The sequence below is a fragment of the Rhizorhapis sp. SPR117 genome (assembly GCF_021742065.1).
Map to the genome: position 1 here is coordinate 25,030 of NZ_JAKKIE010000034.1, position 16,073 is coordinate 41,102.

The 16,073-nt window shown below is 59.1% G+C and carries 21 protein-coding genes; 3 read left to right on the plus strand and 18 right to left on the minus strand.

Going from position 1 to position 16,073, the window contains the following annotated elements; translation table 11 throughout:
• Positions 1-78: 78 nt before the first annotated feature.
• Positions 79-876 carry a metallophosphoesterase family protein gene (locus L3X40_RS13685; RefSeq protein ID WP_237366121.1) on the minus strand — a complete coding sequence of 266 codons (798 nt, stop codon included), beginning with the start codon at positions 874-876 and terminating at the stop codon, positions 79-81.
• A gap of 71 nt (positions 877-947) precedes the next feature.
• On the opposite strand from L3X40_RS13685, the gene L3X40_RS13690 reads away from it, so the two are divergent.
• Positions 948-1,970: a M48 family metallopeptidase gene (locus L3X40_RS13690; protein ID WP_237366122.1), complete on the plus strand. Its 1,023-nt coding sequence runs from the start codon at positions 948-950 to the stop codon at positions 1,968-1,970.
• Between the two features lie 35 nt (positions 1,971-2,005).
• Here L3X40_RS13690 and L3X40_RS13695 read toward each other — a convergent pair whose 3' ends face one another.
• From L3X40_RS13695 to L3X40_RS13715, 5 genes are all read right to left on the minus strand, one after another.
• Positions 2,006-2,269: a hypothetical protein gene (locus L3X40_RS13695; RefSeq protein ID WP_159368290.1), complete on the minus strand. Its 264-nt coding sequence runs from the start codon at positions 2,267-2,269 to the stop codon at positions 2,006-2,008.
• Positions 2,270-2,660: 391 nt separating this feature from the next.
• The gene (locus tag L3X40_RS13700; RefSeq protein WP_237366123.1) at positions 2,661-3,026 is read right to left on the minus strand and encodes a PilZ domain-containing protein; all 366 of its coding nucleotides are present in this window, start codon (positions 3,024-3,026) and stop codon (positions 2,661-2,663) included.
• A 303-nt stretch (positions 3,027-3,329) separates the two neighbouring features.
• The gene (locus L3X40_RS13705) at positions 3,330-3,956 is read right to left on the minus strand and encodes a histidine phosphatase family protein (RefSeq protein WP_237366124.1); all 627 of its coding nucleotides are present in this window, start codon (positions 3,954-3,956) and stop codon (positions 3,330-3,332) included.
• 9 nt (positions 3,957-3,965) lie between these two features.
• Positions 3,966-4,262, minus strand: a complete 297-nt coding sequence (locus L3X40_RS13710) for a type II toxin-antitoxin system RelE/ParE family toxin (RefSeq protein ID WP_237366125.1) — start codon at positions 4,260-4,262, stop codon at positions 3,966-3,968.
• Positions 4,259-4,540, minus strand: coding sequence for a type II toxin-antitoxin system ParD family antitoxin (locus L3X40_RS13715; protein WP_237366126.1), 282 nt, complete (start codon positions 4,538-4,540; stop codon positions 4,259-4,261). The genes L3X40_RS13710 and L3X40_RS13715 overlap by 4 nt, the downstream gene beginning before the upstream one ends.
• 79 nt (positions 4,541-4,619) lie before the next feature.
• Here L3X40_RS13715 and L3X40_RS13720 point away from each other — a divergent pair, with 79 nt between their 5' ends.
• A complete protein-coding gene (locus tag L3X40_RS13720) occupies positions 4,620-4,985 on the plus strand; it encodes a hypothetical protein (RefSeq protein ID WP_237366127.1) in 366 nt (121 codons plus the stop codon).
• A 68-nt stretch (positions 4,986-5,053) separates the two neighbouring features.
• A complete protein-coding gene (locus L3X40_RS13725; protein ID WP_001389365.1) occupies positions 5,054-5,818 on the plus strand; it encodes an IS6-like element IS6100 family transposase in 765 nt (254 codons plus the stop codon).
• A gap of 111 nt (positions 5,819-5,929) precedes the next feature.
• On the opposite strand, the gene L3X40_RS13730 is transcribed toward L3X40_RS13725, so the two are convergent.
• The 12 genes from L3X40_RS13730 to L3X40_RS13785 are packed head-to-tail and all read right to left on the minus strand — an operon-like array spanning position 5,930 to position 15,977.
• Positions 5,930-6,160: a hypothetical protein gene (locus L3X40_RS13730; protein ID WP_020819802.1), complete on the minus strand. Its 231-nt coding sequence runs from the start codon at positions 6,158-6,160 to the stop codon at positions 5,930-5,932.
• Between the two features lie 59 nt (positions 6,161-6,219).
• Positions 6,220-6,669 carry a hypothetical protein gene (locus L3X40_RS13735; protein ID WP_020819803.1) on the minus strand — a complete coding sequence of 150 codons (450 nt, stop codon included), beginning with the start codon at positions 6,667-6,669 and terminating at the stop codon, positions 6,220-6,222.
• A 39-nt stretch (positions 6,670-6,708) separates the two neighbouring features.
• Positions 6,709-7,893: an LPD7 domain-containing protein gene (locus tag L3X40_RS13740; RefSeq protein ID WP_020819804.1), complete on the minus strand. Its 1,185-nt coding sequence runs from the start codon at positions 7,891-7,893 to the stop codon at positions 6,709-6,711.
• A complete protein-coding gene (locus tag L3X40_RS13745) occupies positions 7,883-9,799 on the minus strand; it encodes a type IV secretory system conjugative DNA transfer family protein (RefSeq protein ID WP_020819805.1) in 1,917 nt (638 codons plus the stop codon). The genes L3X40_RS13740 and L3X40_RS13745 overlap by 11 nt, the downstream gene beginning before the upstream one ends.
• Positions 9,777-10,769 carry a P-type DNA transfer ATPase VirB11 gene (virB11, locus tag L3X40_RS13750; protein WP_011627746.1) on the minus strand — a complete coding sequence of 331 codons (993 nt, stop codon included), beginning with the start codon at positions 10,767-10,769 and terminating at the stop codon, positions 9,777-9,779. Before virB11 ends, L3X40_RS13745 begins: the two co-directional genes overlap by 23 nt.
• Positions 10,766-12,034: a type IV secretion system protein VirB10 gene (gene virB10 / locus L3X40_RS13755; protein WP_020819806.1), complete on the minus strand. Its 1,269-nt coding sequence runs from the start codon at positions 12,032-12,034 to the stop codon at positions 10,766-10,768. Before virB10 ends, virB11 begins: the two co-directional genes overlap by 4 nt.
• A 1-nt stretch (position 12,035) precedes the next feature.
• Positions 12,036-12,878, minus strand: coding sequence for a TrbG/VirB9 family P-type conjugative transfer protein (locus L3X40_RS13760; RefSeq protein ID WP_021225586.1), 843 nt, complete (start codon positions 12,876-12,878; stop codon positions 12,036-12,038).
• On the minus strand, positions 12,875-13,558 hold the full coding sequence (locus L3X40_RS13765; protein ID WP_004213217.1) for a virB8 family protein: 684 nt from the start codon (positions 13,556-13,558) through the stop codon (positions 12,875-12,877). Before L3X40_RS13765 ends, L3X40_RS13760 begins: the two co-directional genes overlap by 4 nt.
• A gap of 9 nt (positions 13,559-13,567) precedes the next feature.
• A complete protein-coding gene (locus L3X40_RS13770; RefSeq protein WP_020819808.1) occupies positions 13,568-13,888 on the minus strand; it encodes a hypothetical protein in 321 nt (106 codons plus the stop codon).
• 10 nt (positions 13,889-13,898) lie between these two features.
• The gene (locus L3X40_RS13775) at positions 13,899-14,915 is read right to left on the minus strand and encodes a type IV secretion system protein (protein ID WP_011627750.1); all 1,017 of its coding nucleotides are present in this window, start codon (positions 14,913-14,915) and stop codon (positions 13,899-13,901) included.
• Positions 14,916-14,955: 40 nt separating this feature from the next.
• Positions 14,956-15,261 (minus strand): hypothetical protein, encoded by a 306-nt coding sequence (locus L3X40_RS13780; RefSeq protein WP_011627751.1) that lies wholly within the window; start codon positions 15,259-15,261, stop codon positions 14,956-14,958.
• Positions 15,262-15,263: 2 nt separating this feature from the next.
• Positions 15,264-15,977: a type IV secretion system protein gene (locus tag L3X40_RS13785; RefSeq protein ID WP_020819810.1), complete on the minus strand. Its 714-nt coding sequence runs from the start codon at positions 15,975-15,977 to the stop codon at positions 15,264-15,266.
• Between the last annotated feature and the right edge of the window lie 96 nt (positions 15,978-16,073).

The following is a 16,073-nucleotide window of genomic DNA, read 5'->3' on the forward strand; positions in this document are numbered from 1 at the left end:
TTCAATAAATTTCTGTCCCGGTATCATAGGTCATATAAGCATGCAAGTGGATTACAGCTTTTAACGCGCTTGCCGCGGTTATGTTGCGGCGATCTGCGACTTTTGTTGCAATGTCCAACGCTTGTCGCTTTCGAACGCCATGGCGGTCAATATGCCTGAGCGATAGGCCCCTGTATCCAGCCCAATGCGACCAGGATGCTCGACCACCTCATTGAAAATCGTGTGTCCATGAACAACTATGGCACCTGGGATAAGAGGCCTGTCCTTGGTGCCAGAAGCGCATAGAAATTCATCGCGAATCCAGCGCAAATCGCTAGGCTTCTGCTCTTTAAGGGGAACCCCGGGGCGAATGCCGGCATGAACGAACACATAGTCGCCTTCCACAATCATGTCTTCGAAGCTTTCCAGGAATGTTCGGTGAGCCGTAGGAACGACGGCCTGCAGCATGGCGGCGAGTTCGTCAAAATCGGCTGCCTCATAAGCCTGCGGCGTAATACCATAGCTCAAAATTGCTTCTGCTCCTCCGATACGATCAAAGAAGCGGAGTGCCTTGCGATCACCGTTTAAAGCGGAGAGGAAAATTTCTTCGTGATTGCCAAGCAAGAAACGCGTTTCGGGGCAAGCGGCCTTTAATGCTATTAGCCGGTCAATGACCTGAGCTGAGTGAGGCCCGCGATTGATGATATCCCCTAAAAAGATCATTTCGGCTTTCGGCTCTCCCCGCGTCATGTCATCGGCGCGGATTTGTGCCAATAGACCTTCGAGTAGGTCGAGGCGACCATGAATATCGCCTATGGCATAGAGACGGTGCCCTTCGGGCGCCTGCGGATTAGACGTCGGGCCTGATACGAAACGCTTGAATATTTTTGCGAGCATCGACGGATGCAGTGCCTTGGCTAAGTGTTGAAAAAATGAGGAGAATAGCGCAGCATAGCAGGGTCAAGGGAATGATGAAACGCCAGAAAATTGTAGCGTGGTACATTGCGTGGGCAATCATTCTTATGCCCGGCGTGCTGGCATCCGCGAATGAACCGCCCCCTTTTGAAGCTATCCGCGCGGTTGAGGCGGAAATGGCCGCCATTGGTTATCGCCTCGCCATTGCTAATGCCCCCTTATGCGATCGGCAAGAGCCGGGGCTGGGATTGCTGCTTCATACGCCCGATCAATATGCAGGCGACGCGCGCGCAGCCGCAATTCGTCATTTCCGCTTTGAAGGGCCGGTAGGGGTCGAGGCGGTTTTGTCCGGATCTCCTGCTGCTGCTGCAGGCGTGCAGCCCGATGACACAGTGCTCGGGGTGGAAAAGAAGCGCTTCGGGCCCGCCAACCGCCAAGCCAAGGCAGGCACAACTGCATTGATGGAAGCAATACGCCAAATCGTGGCCCTTCCTACGGACCGCCCGCTAGTGTTGCACCTGCGCCGGAATGGGGTCGAGTATGATCGCATGATCGTTCCGCTCCCAGCCTGCCATTCGCAGTTTGAGCTTGTGTTGGGCTCTGGGTTCGTGGCCCAAGCGGATGGCGAGATTGTACAGATCGGCAGCCGGTTTTTCGCCGATTATCCACAATGGGTCGCTGCGCCGATAGCGCATGAACTGGCGCATAATATCTTGCGGCACCGCGAACGACTGGAAGCGCAGGGCGTAAACTACGGCTTATTGTCGGGCCTCGGCCATAATGTCCGTTATTTCCGACAGACAGAATTGGAGGCCGACATCCTATCTGTATCGCTTCTTGCCAATGCAGGATATGACCCGAAGATCGCTTTACTCTTCTGGCAGACATTTGGACCCGCGCATGGTGCGAGTATATTGCGTAGCCGCTCTCACCCCGGCTGGAAAGCGCGGGTGGCGGTTATGAAGCGGGCGATCGTCGCGTTGGGACCGGAACACCCCGATCACCCTGCCGTCCTAGCAGCGCGCAGCCGTCCCCTCGATGGAAACTGGCAGGCTTTGCTGGGCGAGCGGCACTGACCACTGGCGCTCGCTGCTCATATCTCTGGTAGCAATCATTGGAAAGGCGCCGCCGGCCGGACAAAAATGAGTGAGCCGCAACCATCATTTCTGGCGCTCACGATACCTTCGGTGACGAACTGATCCACATAAACTTTGACGAGTGCATTGAGGTGCGGAATATATTGGCCGGTGAAAACCATGCCTTGTGGGATGACCTTGCGAAGTTGTACGCCAGAAAGCCCCGAACCATGCGCTAGTCGGGCATTAAGCGGTCCCATCCGATTTTGGAATAGATGAAGAATTGCAGTGGCATCCATGTCTTAATCGGTCGCCTCGAAGGTTGTTGCAAAGCGGATATGATGTCGCATCCTGCGGGTCCCAACGTCGGAAAAAGGTATCCAATCATCTCCTATCCTCCTTCGCAGCAAGCGACAGGATCGCCGAAATTTGAGTTTAACTCCTGAGTAAATGGCGCGTTTACTGCGCCTTCGGAAAAGGAATGGGCGGTAAATGCGCCGATGCGAGGAACAGGAGTGGCTCTCGCCATGAGCGCGAGTTGCGCCCCTATCGCGAAGGCGGAGAGAGGTCGCCAACATGCTTGCATGCTATCCGTCCACCGCTTGCGATCCGGATGATGCCGAGCAAAGCGAGATTCTCGCGATCTGGTCTGCTATGCTCACCAAGCTTCCATCGATACCGACCGGCCACCTAGGCATAGAAGCCTGGGCGGATACGATCGAGCGTGATCGCTGAAGATGGCGCTCGCTCGATCGTGCGAACCGGCCGACCGCGGATGATTTCCAAGGGTTGGACCGAGCCGCTGAGCAATAGGCCGCAGCGATCTGCGCCAAGCCAGATTACCGTGGCCCAGACTTCAAACCCGTCGCCAATCAGTGTGACTCGCGTATTGATTTCGGGGAAATTCCGGCCCGCCAGTAATGCACCATAGGTAGATATATTCTGAATGATAACCGGCTCATGCATGCCTTCCCAGACCAATATGCTTTCCACATCCGCCGCATACCGCTGTTCCCTGCGGCGCTCGCGTCGGGCCTCATACACTATTCTTTCCACCGTCTTTCTCCTGGATTGCCCCCCAGGATATGAAACATAATTTCCTATTTCCATTCATCTTGTCATAACGACAATGGTTAGTGGAAACTAAGCATGATATTGGATCCAAGTACCGTGAGGGAAGTAACGCTTGCAAAGCTTGCGGTCCGAATCTGAGTGCATGCATCTATGTGGCCTGCTGCCGGGAATAGGCGTATTCCGCATAGGCTTGGTGTCGAAACGCTGCTTTCTCAGACCGCGCAGCCGATCAGGCCCGGAACACAGCCCTCCCCGCTCCTGGCGTCTTAAATGCCGTGTCGAAATCTATGTCACGAAAACGGGTGAATTGTCGCACTGCCAGCGGCCCTCTTCCCAATGGAAGCTGACCCGCTGCGCGTTGCTGATCGCGGGCGGCTCGCCGTTGCGCCAGAACGCCTGCATCTTGTCCCGGTCGTCCAGATCGGCGTCGGCGACGATCGCGTGCGCGGCTTGGATGAACTGCCCATGCCCGAACACATAGACCAGCGAGGCGGGCGGCATGGCGGTGAGCCGCGCTAGCGCGGCCTCGCAGCGCCGTAGCAAGGTGGCGAAGCTCTCCGTCCCCTCCCCGTCGCAATAATCAGGATCGGCCGCGCCCCAATAGCGTTCAAGGTGCGGCATCCGTTCGGCGCTGCGCGTGCCGTTCCAGCGCGCCGGTTGCAGATAGGTGAACTCTTCTATCGGCCACACCTCCACCGGCACGCCGGGAAAGCGCGCGATCGTCGGCGCGGCCGTCTGCCGGGTGCGGGTGTAGGGCGACGTGACGATGAGCGCGGGCGCTTGCGTCCAGCTCGCAGCAACGTCGCGCGCCTGTTCCTGGCCCAGCTCCGTCAGCTCGATCGCGCCGAGATCATGGCACGGTACGCCGGCGTTGCCGGTGCTTTGGCCGTGGCGGATGAAGATCGCTCGCATGGCTTGCGCTCAATTCAGCCGCAAGGCGCGGTCGTGATCCCGACCCGGCCCAAGGAAGCGATAGACAACGATCCTATCGCTCCGCACCGCGTAGAGGATGCCGTAGCCATGATAGGACCGTCGCCGAATGCCGTGATGCTCGTAGCGCGGGACCAGCGGGAAGGCGCGGGGCATCCCGCCGAGGCGCTGGGCGGCGTCCTCCAGCTCCGCAACAAACGTCACCGCGCGGGGAGGATTGTCTTTGGCAATGTGGCGGCCGATCGCGCGAAGATCATAGCGCGAACCCGGAGTCAGAAAGACTTTCATTGAAGCGGCTGCTCACCCGCCATTCCTTCGATTTCCGCTCGAATTTCCGCGCAGACTTCGCCAAGATCATAGAGGCGGCCCGCCTTCTCATCCTCAAGGCCAAGCTCGATCGAGGCGTCCAGCTCGCGCAGCCAACGCTGCTCATCTTCCGTTTCGGACTGATCGCGGCGGATCAGGTCGCGCACATAATCGCTGACGCTGGCATATTGGCCGCTGTCGATACGGTTCTGCACAAAGTCCCGCATTGGATCGGGCAGCGAAACATTCATGGTAGCCATCGGCTGATTCCTCCTGCGCCCTATATGGCAAAAATTGCCACAGCCTTCAATCCTCTGCCCTGCTCGCGCTATTGCCATCATGCAAATCCATCATAAGCGCATCGACGCTGCGGAAGCGTGTCCCCCCTTCCCCGCTTTCGCCTCACGCGTCGCGGCTTGGCCGCTCAGTTCGGCCGCCGCCATTTCGGGCTGCGAACTTCGCCTTGCGCGCCTCATAGCGGGCGCGGCGCTCCGGACTCCAATCCTTCATGCGATCAGCCACAAGATCACGAAGCGGGCGATGACCGGCCATTTTAACAAATCCTCCCTAAGTCAGAATCTGGATGCCGCGCCGCTTCACCAACGTCAGCAGGACGAGCGCCGCACCAGTCGGACGCATCGTGCCGGTCTCCCAGCGCTGTCCCGGCGCAGCCGCCTGATTTCGGCCGCCTCCATCGGCGGATAGAGGATTTGGCTCTGTTGCAAAAATCGTGAAGCTTGAGCATGCTTGGCGGAGATTGGACGGACGGAACGATGACGGATTTCAAGTGGCGCCATTTCCAGGGTGATGTGATCCTGTGGGCGGTGCGCTGGTATTGTCGCTATCCGATCAGCTATCGCGACCTTGAGGAAATGCTGGCGGAACGCGGCATTTCGGTCGACCATACGACGATCTATCGCTGGGTCCAGTGCTACGCCCCGGAGATGGAGAAGCGGCTGCGCTGGTTCTGGCGGCGTGGCTTTGATCCGAGCTGGCGCCTGGATGAAACCTACGTCAAGGTGCGGGGCAAGTGGACCTACCTGTACCGGGCAGTCGACAAGCGGGGCGACACGATCGATTTCTACCTGTCGCCGACCCGCAGCGCCAAGGCAGCGAAGCGGTTCCTGGGCAAGGCCCTGCGAGGCCTGAAGCACTGGGAAAAGCCTGCCACGCTCAATACCGACAAAGCGCCGAGCTATGGTGCAGCGATCACCGAATTGAAGCGCGAAGGAAAGCTGGACCGGGAGACGGCCCACCGGCAGGTGAAGTATCTCAATAACGTGATCGAGGCCGATCACGGAAAGCTCAAGATACTGATCAAGCCGGTGCGCGGTTTCAAATCGATCCCCACGGCCTATGCCACGATCAAGGGATTCGAAGTCATGCGAGCCCTGCGCAAAGGACAGGCTCGCCCCTGGTGCCTGCAGCCCGGCATCAGGGGCGAGGTGCGCCTTGTGGAGAGAGCTTTTGGCATTGGGCCCTCGGCGCTGACGGAGGCCATGGGCATGCTCAACCACCATTTCGCAGCAGCCGCCTGATCGGCGCAGAGCGACAGCCTACCTCTGACTGCCGCCAATCTTTGCAACAGAGCCGGTGATTCAGACATCAGCGGCTCGCGTACGTTTACGACCAGATTCTGCGAGGCCCCCTTACTGGCCGTGCTTGGTCCAGCCAACGCTGTTTGCGCGTTCCAAAGCGACCAAGGCGTCTGATACCGCCTTCTGCGCGACTAGAAGATAACCTTCGGCAATACTGGGCCATGTTAACTCATCGAACGGATTTGTGACGTTGCCGTTGAAATAATCGAGAGCTTCATGGGCGCGTGCAGCCGCCTCGATTACCTTGGCGGTTTGTTTCTTTGCCCTGTCAGATTTCTTCATCGTGCCTCATGAGGCCATAGCCCATCAAGAGATCGCAAGCGGTGGCAGCTGCCACCGCTCTACCTTCCGTCAGTTTTGAGCCTGCCACGATCTACGGACAGCTGGGGTATCATCGGATACTTTAAGGCTTCACGCTCCCGCGCCCGACCTTCATCTATCCCGTATGATGCGCCAATCATCAAACCTACGAAGAACACGGGGATCATGAGCAGGAGCATCGAGCCGAAGCGTGCTCTACGGCGAGAGCTTTGGATCGCGAGCGCATCACGTTGCAGCTTGAGGGCTGTTATGATCGTCTCGGTAGCAAGGGTGATTTCATGGGCGTCGTCGCCCACATTTGTAAGCAATTGCTCAACGTCCGTCAGAGGGCGTTCTACCTGTTTACCCACTTCGCTTAGATCAGACCAAGCGAGGTTTCTGGAATGAATCACGCGAAGCAAGGTTTCAATGTGACGATCGAGATCGGACACGCCTCTCGATGGCACCGGATCAGGCCGGGGAATGTTCATCGTGCGGTTTCCTGTTTCCAAAAAGCATGTGCCATGCACTTAGCGCGAGCGTGACGGCTTCCTTTCCTGCTGGCGCAGCGTCAAATCCTCGCGCGCTATGCGGGTAGCCTCGTTCTGGCGCTGTTGCTCGAAACGGGCAGCAGGGACCGGCGCGCCAACCTCAATACGCTTGGCGACAGTTTCCTTGGCCCGCTCTATGAAGCGATCCCTGTCTTCCTTTTGGGTGAACCGGGTTTTCGCTTCGATCGCTGCCGCCAGGACGTGCGATTGCGCGGCCTTGAATTGCGGGTTGGCCGCATTATCCCGATGCGAATTGCGCCGGAACTGTTCGGCCGCAGCACGAGATTCTGAGGGGTCTTGCTTTGCCATGCTCGCTCTCTTTGCCGGGTCTTGTGCTTCGCGGGCCTTATCTCGCGCCGCCAGCCTTTCTCCCTCAAGTTTAAGCTGTTCAGACGGCTTGAACCCTTTCACTTCGACCCCCGATCGCGCCGCTTCCAGATAGACCGCCTTCTTGAATTCGTCGCTTCCATGAACACGGATCGACTGCCAGCCATTGTGCTTCGCGATCGCGATAGCATCGCCAATGGCATAGTCCTTGTTGATGCGAATGCCGTCTTGGCCCTTGATCGACATATCGGGCTTGTCATCGCGGCCGCTACGGAAAAGATCATTCCCAACGCGCAGATATTTGCGTTCGAGCTGCGTGGGCAGAGCCAAGCGTGTGTCGTCAACTTGCTTGTCATCCTTTGGCGCTGCCTTCGATGGAACCTCAGCTTTCGCGGGCGCAGCACCGTCTTTGCTCTCCGCCCTGGCTCGCTCACCCTCATGGATATTGAGCGATTTATCGGCCGATGCGGTCGGAGCCGCTTCGCGCTTCGCTTGCCGGGGCCACGCATTAAGGTCGGCCCGCACTCTGCTTTCGTGTCCGCGCAATTCGTCGGCAGGCGCTCCGCGTTTCAGCGCCTTATTATACTCTTCGACAGCCGGCGTCAGATATTGCGCAACCGGCGTGGACCCATCATTGCGCCAATCCGTGGACGCCAGATAAGCGGTTTTTCCGCCTTTCTGCATCGTCAGCGCGTGGTCATATTGGTTTTCCAGCTTGGCAAATGCCTTCATGGCATCGGGGAATCTCGCAAAGGTTTCCTTGCTGTTCCCAGGGCCAAGAATTTCGTAGGAGCGCGGCGTCTTTGCTTGGCGTTCGCTGTTGTCATTATCGGCCATATTCTTCTCCTTCACTCAGAACTAGATCCCGGCGCTGACCTTCCCACTCCTCTTTCGTCGGGTCGGGACCAATAATGTCGTCGAAGTTGATTTCATCGAAAGCCATGCTGCCGTCCTTCACTGTCAGGTTCGGCATATCGCGATCGAGGGCGAGAACGTCTTCGGGAATGTCCTGCACCTGGTCATCGGCCAGTGCGGAATAATCATTGAAAGCCGCCAGCTCTTCATCGCTCAGATCATCGACGGCCGCGATCGGCGCGACCGGCTTGGGCAGCGCCGGCACTTCCGGCGCAGGCGTCAAGCGCGAGCGGAACACGGCATCCTTGAAGTAGCGGATTTTCTTCCCGCGAATGACGGGGATGCCGCCCCGGATGACGAGTATATCGTCTTCGGGCAGCTGCATCAGCTCTTGCGGGAGCATCAGCGCGCGGCGCTGTTCGGAGATCGTCTTGCTTCGATTGGCGAGCAATCCATGTATCGTCAGGGACCGGCTTTCCGCATCCTGACCAAGATAGCCGAGGCGTTCGGACAGTTCCTTTGCGACCCGCAGCTCCTTCGGCGTGAAAGCAATTTCGACCCCGCAGTTTGATACGATTTCGTCCGCGCCATGCTCACCATAGACATTCCGCAGCTGGGAGCGGGACTGGATGACGGGGAGCAGACGCAGCCCATAGCCGCGCACATAGGAGAACGCATTGGCAATGACCTGGGCGCGGCCGAGCCGCGCAAATTCGTCCAGAATGAGCAGCACGGATAGCTTTTCACCATCGTCGGGCAGTTGCCGCGTGTTGAGGTCGATCAGCTGTTGGAAAAACAGATTGTAGAGCGGCGCGACCCTATCGAGTTCATCCGGCGAGACACCGAGATAGATCGAGGTCGGGATGCGGCGAAGGTCCGTCAGGGAAAAGTCGCTTTCGGCCGTCGCGCGATCGACAATCGGATTGATCCAGAGATTGAGCTTGGAGGTGACGGTCTGGATAATGCCGGTGAATGTGTTGTCTGCGCTGGACGTAAAATCGCTCAACGCAGCGCGGCACCCTTCCGATAGCGCACCATCGCCGGCTTCCTTGGCGAAGAATGCCTTCATCCCCGGCATCGTGATGGTCCGGTAGATCTCGCCAAACGAGAAGGGACGTTCAGGCTTGGCCGCGATCCACGATGCTATGCCGACAAAGGCCGTGCGGGCTGATTCCGTCCAGAATGCCTCGCCCTTCTCCGGGGGCACAAAGAGCATCGTGGCGATCTTCTGCAATTCGACCAGGACCTCAATCGGGTCGGACCTGTTGATATAGCTGAGCGGGTTGTAGCGGGCCGTGCGGCCTTCCCTGTCCGTAGGGTTGAACAGCACAACCTTTTGGCCGCCCTTGCGGCGGAAACCCGCCGTGATTTCGTAGTTCTCACGCTTAATATCGAGCACGACAACCGAATCCGGCCATTGCAACAGATTGGGAATGACGATGCCGACGCCCTTGCCCGATCCGGTCGGGGCTTCGAGCAATACATGCTCCATCTTGCCCACCATGAGAAAGCCGTTGCGGAAAAAGCCATTGCGGACGCGGCCGAGCACAATGCCCTTTTTCGCGCGAAGGCCCGCCTTGCGGATTTCACCTTCGCGCGCGAAACGCGCCTCGCCGTGAAGGTTCTTTTTCGGCCGCAAGACGATCGCCATGAGCAACACCGGCAGCGGCACGCCGATGACCGCGCCTCGCCAAAGCGCTTCGGTCACGACAGGATCATGCCGATAATACCAGAAGAAGCCGGGAAGGGTGAGCGGATCGTAGGCCGCGGCGGGCATCTTGAGGAAGAACCACGCCACCGTGCCGGTCAGCAGGCCGATCAGCAGGAGCGTGATCGGAAGGAGGACAAGGGCCAGTGCGAGCCTGTTAGAGCCTGTTTTCTGGATCAAAATATATCTCCGTCACGCGAAAGCGGCCTTCGACCTTCTTGGTCTGCACGACCACATCAACCAGCAGCTTGAGCAGGCTGCGAATGTCGTCACGGGCCAGATCGGCGCCGCCCTCGCTTTCCTTGACCAGCAATGTCAGCTGTTCGAACGCGAGTTCGGCCGAGTCCGCATGGATCGTCGTGATCGAGCCGGGGTGGCCTGAGTTGACGTTGCGGAGATAGAAGAACGCGGTGCCGTCGCGCAGCTCCTGCAACAGTATCCGGTCAGGCCGCATACGCAGGGCCGATTCCAGAAGATCCTTTGCAGAGATTTTCGCGGTGCCCTGCTTGTCCTTCGCGTAGAGCATGTGGACCACGTTGCGATGCGGAACGACCAATTCGCGCGTGTCTTCGATCGTCAGCAGCCGCTCATGCGGCGGAATGAGCTGGATCAGCCCTTTAGAGAGCGTCGTCTTTCCCGAGCCGGTAGCGCCGGAAATCAGGATATTCTTGCGGCCCTGGACCGCCTTCTGGAAAAATTCGACGTGCTTCCCTGCGTCGAGCAGATCGCGCAATTCAACATCGAGCGGCGAGACTTGCCGGGTTGCGATCTTCGTCTCGCTAAACAGCCCACCGCGCTCGAAATCCTCCATCGTCAACGTCACCGATGACGGCTTGCGGATGGTGATGGACACTGTGCCGGCAGGGACAGCAGGCGGCACAACCAGCTGCACACGCTCGCCGCTGGGGAGGATTGTGGAGCAGATCGGCGTGGACTGGCTTATGTCCTGATGCGTGAAAGCCGCCGCTGCCCGCGCGAGCGCGAGCAGCGACTTTTCATTCAGGTCGGGCAATGTCTCCCAGGACCACCCATCGCGCGTTTCAATTGCCGCCTCGCCAGCCTTGTTAATCACCAGCTCCGTTACGTCCTCACGCGCGAGCAGAGGGCGCAACGGCAGCAAGGCGTTTTCGAGGACAGCCGTATTGCTCATTGGCCGCGCCGAAGCCGAAGGCCGTAGATGTTGGAGAAATCGAAGTCGCGCGCGACCATGATCCCCACTTCCGCGCCCTGATTGATGCGAAGCACCGGCTGAATCTGCATCGTGTCCCGCAAGATCGTGTCCGACGCTTGGCTGGGAACCCGAGTGACATTATCCGCGTCGGAGACTTCCGAGGCGGCGATCGAGGCGGCATCGTTAAGCGAGCTGAACAGCAACGCCGCCCCAAAGCGTTCCCAAAAAAAGTTCTTCACGCCGCCTGCCATGCCTGAACGGCCAAGCGCATCGCTGGCGGGCGAGCCTACGTCGATCGCCACGCCGCGAGGCGTGACCGCGCGGTTCCATACCGCAAAGAGACGATATTTGCCGCGCTGGACGCCGGTTTGATATTCGCCCAGGACGCGCGTTCCCTTTTCCAGCAGAACGACGCGGCCGTTGTCCGAATAAATGTCGCGGGGAATGATGCAGCTGACATATCCGGGCTGACTGGAATCCATCGCCGTTTGCAGCACGCACGGAATGAACGACCCTGCGAGGATCAGCATATCGCGGTTGCCAATGTCGCGGCCTGAAACCCGATCAATTTGCGAGGTCTGGCGCATGTTTTCGAGATTGGTCCGGCGCGATCCGCCCTGTCCATCGCCATCGGCCGACGCGCCAAGCAACTGCGCGCCCTGTCCTCCTGTGCCGCCGCCCATGGGCAGGCCGGTGGCAGCTGCCACCGCTCCGCCGACCCCACCGCCGTTTTCGCCACCATAGGCCATAATTCCGGCGCGGCGCTGCGCCTCTGCGATGACTTGCCCCTCAGACTTTTGGGGGCGACCGCTTGCACCGGCTGTGCGGGGCGCTTGGCTTCCATCAAGCGCCGGCACTTCCGTCATGGGCACCGGCGCGTTCGGATCATTCGGCGCATCGGCAAGCGTTGGGGCTATGATTGACTTCGGATCGTAGTTGGCGAGCTGCCTTTCATCCGGCTTTTCCGCTTTCTCGGCTTTTTCGGTTGGATCGCTCCGCATTGCGTCGATGGTGCTAAAACCGAGCACAATCGCGCCGCAGGCCACCGCCGCGAGAACGACCGCCTTTTTGGGGTCGATCGACCTGTTCGGAAGGGCGGCAATCTTGGCCTGACGTTCGCTTTGCCGCTCAATGTCTTCCGGATCGGGCACCGGCTCTGATGCAAGGGGCCGGTTTTCGACCGTCTCGCCCTGCGAAATGATGTTGTCGCCATGCGGCGCGTTGTCATGATCGTTCGCAGCCATTTTATTGAACCCCCGTGGTTCGCTCGACCAGGCCAGAGGCCGTGTCAGTTTTGGGATCGCGCCCGTAATAGTCGGTTTTCTGATTGTGGATGCAGAGCACTTCGAGGCCCCGGCGCAGCCGGATTGTTCTGTAAACCCCGTGCAGCACCACATATTCATCGCGCACATCGAAGGAGGCGATGGCTTCCGATCCATCAGGATTGACGATGAAGAACGCCGGCAACTCACGCTGGTTGGGAAAGCGCATTACCGTGAACTGTCCGTTGTCAGACACTTCGGAGGGCTGGATGGCGGTCGATCCTTGCATGATGTAGTCGGCGTTGCGCGTGCCTTCCAGCACGCCAATATCGAGCGCGGACTTCACCGCGCCGCGTTCCATGGCTTTCAGCTGGGCCAGCTGGGCCATTGCGGCTTGCGCCTGCGCTTCCGCTGCTTCCTGTTCAGGATAGCGGAAAACGACCGTATAGAAGCCGCTGCCCCGCTGCGTTGGCGACAGAGCGAAGCGGTAGCTGCGCGGGCCATAGCGCGAACGGGTTATGACCGTCAGGTTCGTGCGACCCGCGCGCTCGCGCGGTTTGATAAAGAGCGAATTGGCAGCCGGTGCGACTTCCCAGGACACGGTATCGCCCAGCGCCACATGCTCGACCACTTCATCCTTGGCGAAGACGATTTCCGTGGCGATGCGGAACACGCCCGGAATCTCATAGACTTGCCGATCATTGTAGTTCGCTTCACGAACCCGGTGATCGAGCACCGTCGCATGGGGCGTTTCTTCGGCCATCGCCGGCGACGCAGCCAGCGCGATCGCGAGCGCAAACGGGGCGCTCCACTTCAACACGGTCATTGGGGCACCTCCACGTCAGCGCGATAGCTCTCGACCTGATAGCCAAGCGGATTCTTGAAGCGGTCCACTTCCTTGCTCGGCGTGCCATCGACCTTGTATTTGATGGTCGCGACGGCATCGGTTTTGGTCGAGTTCGAGCCGGTCACAGATTCCTTGGTAAAATAGACCTGCGCGACGTTGCCGCCCAGGAACGACACCCGCTTGATCTCGACAAAAACATCAGTGCGGTTCGCAAGGATGTTTTGCGGGCTTTGGGGATTGTCGGTCTTGTAGAAGCGTGACCACCGATCCTGTTCGGGCCGCGCCGACATGACCATGACCGCATCGAAATATTCTTCGCGAGCGGCCGCTATCCAGCCTTCGCGATAGCGGACATAGGTAGCGAGGAAATACTTACGGACCGCCTCGTCATAGGTGATCGTCGCGTCACCGTGGAGCTTGGCGGCGATCGACGCCTCGCCCGTGTTACGGTCCACCGTGATAACATATGGCTCGACCGTTTTCAGAGGCGTCAGGGCTGCAACGGCCACAACGCCAGCAGTCGCCAGGGCGCCAGCAACGCCAGCGACGACCCACGCCAGCTTTTTGGAGCGCTCGGCCGCCGCAAGCTTGTCACGTTCCCAGCTTGCAGCCTCTTCAAAATAGGCTTTCAGCTCGTCCTTTGGAATACCAACTGCCATCGTAACACCTCAGCAATTCGAGTAGATCGGGCCGCGCAGCGAGGCGCTTAGACGCGGCACTTCGACCGCCCGCGATGCGTCCGACTGTTCATTGCCCGGAGTGGCAGGGTCTGCCGGGGCAGCGTCCGGCGTTGCCGGTGCGCCCTGGTTGAACACGTCCACATTCGCCGGGGCGGTTCGCTGCGCGGCCTGATCCGGGATCGAGGGAAGGGTAAGCCCATGCGGATTTGCGGGCCGCATCGGCCCCTCGCATTTGGCTGGTTTTTTGACGGGCTGACCGGCGCAGGCCGCCAGCGCCAGGCAGATTCCGAGTCCAAGCAACTTGCGCATATTCGTTCCCTCAAGCTCTGGTGATTGTGTTTCGGTTGCGCCAACGGCGAACCGCCGACGAGAAGCCCCGACCCATGCTGGCCCCCATGGCGCGGGCATCGCTGGCCGCGTGGCCTGCGCCCGTTGCCACAGCCCCGCCCCCGCTCATCACGGCGTTACCGAACTGCGATACCATCGCAGCAGCACCGCCACCCAGCGAGGCCGCAATTCCGGGGATTTGTAGGAAGAAGAAGCACGCGAGGACGTAGAAGGCGATGATGCGAACGCATGTGTCCCAAACGTGCTCAAACTGACCGTCGAAGGATGCTGTTGCGGATTCCGCGACGTTGGCGACGACGAGCACCAGCAACAGCGCGAACAAGGACAGCATCAAGAAATTCAGGACGCTACCGAGCCACGAGAAGAAGTAGCTTCTGGTGGAATCGAAGAGGAGCGCCCCGACGAAGATCGGACCAACCACCGCCAGACAGGCGAGCGCGAACAGCGCATAGAGCACGATCACAAAGCCAACCGCGAGCGCGAACAACGCGGCTACAGCGGTTAGCAAGATGATGATGGTTGCGCCGATACACAGGATGATCGCAGTCGCTGCCCCCTGCAAATCCCACATGCTGGCGTTCTGCTCAGCATATTCCTTGGTGGCATCCTGCATCCCTATCAGAGCAACATCGACGCGCGCCCACATCGTATCAAACGACCCACCGACGCCATTTGGCGAGTTCCCGATGATTGAGGCAAACTCATTAGGCAGCCCCGTCACGATCATTTGTGCAATTGATGCCCCGTAAAGGCTTGTCACAGCCCAATAAAGTGCAGCGAGCATTAGGGAGCGATAGACGTATTCGCGGAATGGGTATTGCACAGCACCGCGCATGATAGCGTAGCCGAGCAGTATGATATAAATCACCATTCCCGTGCGGAGCGGCCCAGCGATCCAGCCAACAAACCCAGCGTAGTTTGAAACCACAGACGAGTTGAGTTCGTTGACAAAGCCCTGATAGGCATTCGTGAATAGATCGTATTCCACCAGATCGCTCCGCGTTATTATTCAATCGACCTTCGAGCTGTCACATTCCCGCCGCTTTGCGTGCGCGAGCCATCTGATCTTCTCGGTCACGGGAATATTTGATCGAGGCGATGGCAGACTTGATGCCTCCGCAATTCTTGGCGACGGGAATGGGAAGATCGGATTGTTTGAGTTCGCTGTTCATGATCTTGTCGCACTCCGATACGATCACCGGAATTTGATCTTCGTTGGCTTTGAGCCATTCCACGTCGTGGTAGGTCATGAGGATTTCAGGGAAAACGGGTGCGCGTTGGCAGCCGGCGATTATGCCGGCTGCGCTCAATGCTACTAAGGCCATCTTCCGCATTCTTACATTCCCGCCGCTGCCCGCGCGCGGGCCAGTTGCTCTTCACGATCGCGGGAATAGCTGGAGAGGGCTTCCGCCGTTTTGGCCGCTTGTTCGGCCCGACGCGCCCGCTCCATGGCATCGACGCGGAGCTGGTCGTTCATCATGGACGCGCTTTCAAGCTGGATGCGCGCTTGAAGGTCAGCGACTTCCTTGGCCGTTGATGCCGAAGCTAGGCGGCTGCGCAGCTCTTCCAGGCCTTCGCCACGCGATGTGGCCGCTTCGCCCATCCCTTCGGCCATGGCCTTGTCCATCGCGATCGAGCGCGCGGACTGATAGCGAACATCAGTCTGATCGCCATTCGCGGACACGCCGAGACGTTCGAGCATGTCCTGATAGATCGCATCAGATCGCCCGCCATAGCTGCCGCCGCCGCCAAAATCGCCGCGCGCCATGCGTTCGAGCGAGTTCACATCGACGCCGAGCGTGCGAAGCGAATCCGTCTTGAGCTGGTTGGCGATCGAGGAAACATCGGTCAGCTGGTTCAACCCTTGGTAGAGCTGCTGCGCTTCCGCAATCTGCTGGCGACCTTGCTCGATCATCTGCATGGTCTTCTGGATTTGTTCGATATGCTTGAGCACGGACGTGCTATCGAACACAGGGATACCCTGCGCACTGGCTGGCGTCGCGGCCGCAAGGCTCCCGATCGACACAGCCGCCAAGAAAAGCTGCTTCATAGTCTCACTCCTTTCAGCTTGGCCCAGTCGGCCCGAAGCTGCGATTTTGGCCATGTTGAAGAACAAAGATTGAACATGGCGATCTACCAGGCTCGC

Excerpts from the sequence above, each read along its gene's own strand:
- L3X40_RS13780 (WP_011627751.1), bottom strand. The coding sequence starts at position 15,261 with ATGCGGAAGATGGCCTTAGTAGCATTGAGCGCAGCCGGCATAATCGCC.
- L3X40_RS13760 (WP_021225586.1), bottom strand. The coding sequence starts at position 12,878 with ATGACCGTGTTGAAGTGGAGCGCCCCGTTTGCGCTCGCGATCGCGCTG.
- L3X40_RS13730 (WP_020819802.1), bottom strand. The coding sequence starts at position 6,160 with ATGAAGAAATCTGACAGGGCAAAGAAACAAACCGCCAAGGTAATCGAG.
- L3X40_RS13785 (WP_020819810.1), bottom strand. The coding sequence starts at position 15,977 with ATGAAGCAGCTTTTCTTGGCGGCTGTGTCGATCGGGAGCCTTGCGGCC.
- L3X40_RS13685 (WP_237366121.1), bottom strand. The coding sequence starts at position 876 with ATGCTCGCAAAAATATTCAAGCGTTTCGTATCAGGCCCGACGTCTAAT.
- L3X40_RS13705 (WP_237366124.1), bottom strand. The coding sequence starts at position 3,956 with ATGCGAGCGATCTTCATCCGCCACGGCCAAAGCACCGGCAACGCCGGC.
- L3X40_RS13765 (WP_004213217.1), bottom strand. The coding sequence starts at position 13,558 with ATGGCAGTTGGTATTCCAAAGGACGAGCTGAAAGCCTATTTTGAAGAG.
- L3X40_RS13715 (WP_237366126.1), bottom strand. The coding sequence starts at position 4,540 with ATGGCTACCATGAATGTTTCGCTGCCCGATCCAATGCGGGACTTTGTG.
- L3X40_RS13725 (WP_001389365.1), top strand. The coding sequence starts at position 5,054 with ATGACGGATTTCAAGTGGCGCCATTTCCAGGGTGATGTGATCCTGTGG.
- virB10 (WP_020819806.1), bottom strand. The coding sequence starts at position 12,034 with ATGGCTGCGAACGATCATGACAACGCGCCGCATGGCGACAACATCATT.
- L3X40_RS13720 (WP_237366127.1), top strand. The coding sequence starts at position 4,620 with ATGCAAATCCATCATAAGCGCATCGACGCTGCGGAAGCGTGTCCCCCC.
- virB11 (WP_011627746.1), bottom strand. The coding sequence starts at position 10,769 with ATGAGCAATACGGCTGTCCTCGAAAACGCCTTGCTGCCGTTGCGCCCT.
- L3X40_RS13690 (WP_237366122.1), top strand. The coding sequence starts at position 948 with ATGATGAAACGCCAGAAAATTGTAGCGTGGTACATTGCGTGGGCAATC.
- L3X40_RS13695 (WP_159368290.1), bottom strand. The coding sequence starts at position 2,269 with ATGGATGCCACTGCAATTCTTCATCTATTCCAAAATCGGATGGGACCG.
- L3X40_RS13710 (WP_237366125.1), bottom strand. The coding sequence starts at position 4,262 with ATGAAAGTCTTTCTGACTCCGGGTTCGCGCTATGATCTTCGCGCGATC.
- L3X40_RS13735 (WP_020819803.1), bottom strand. The coding sequence starts at position 6,669 with ATGAACATTCCCCGGCCTGATCCGGTGCCATCGAGAGGCGTGTCCGAT.
- L3X40_RS13770 (WP_020819808.1), bottom strand. The coding sequence starts at position 13,888 with ATGCGCAAGTTGCTTGGACTCGGAATCTGCCTGGCGCTGGCGGCCTGC.
- L3X40_RS13740 (WP_020819804.1), bottom strand. The coding sequence starts at position 7,893 with ATGGCCGATAATGACAACAGCGAACGCCAAGCAAAGACGCCGCGCTCC.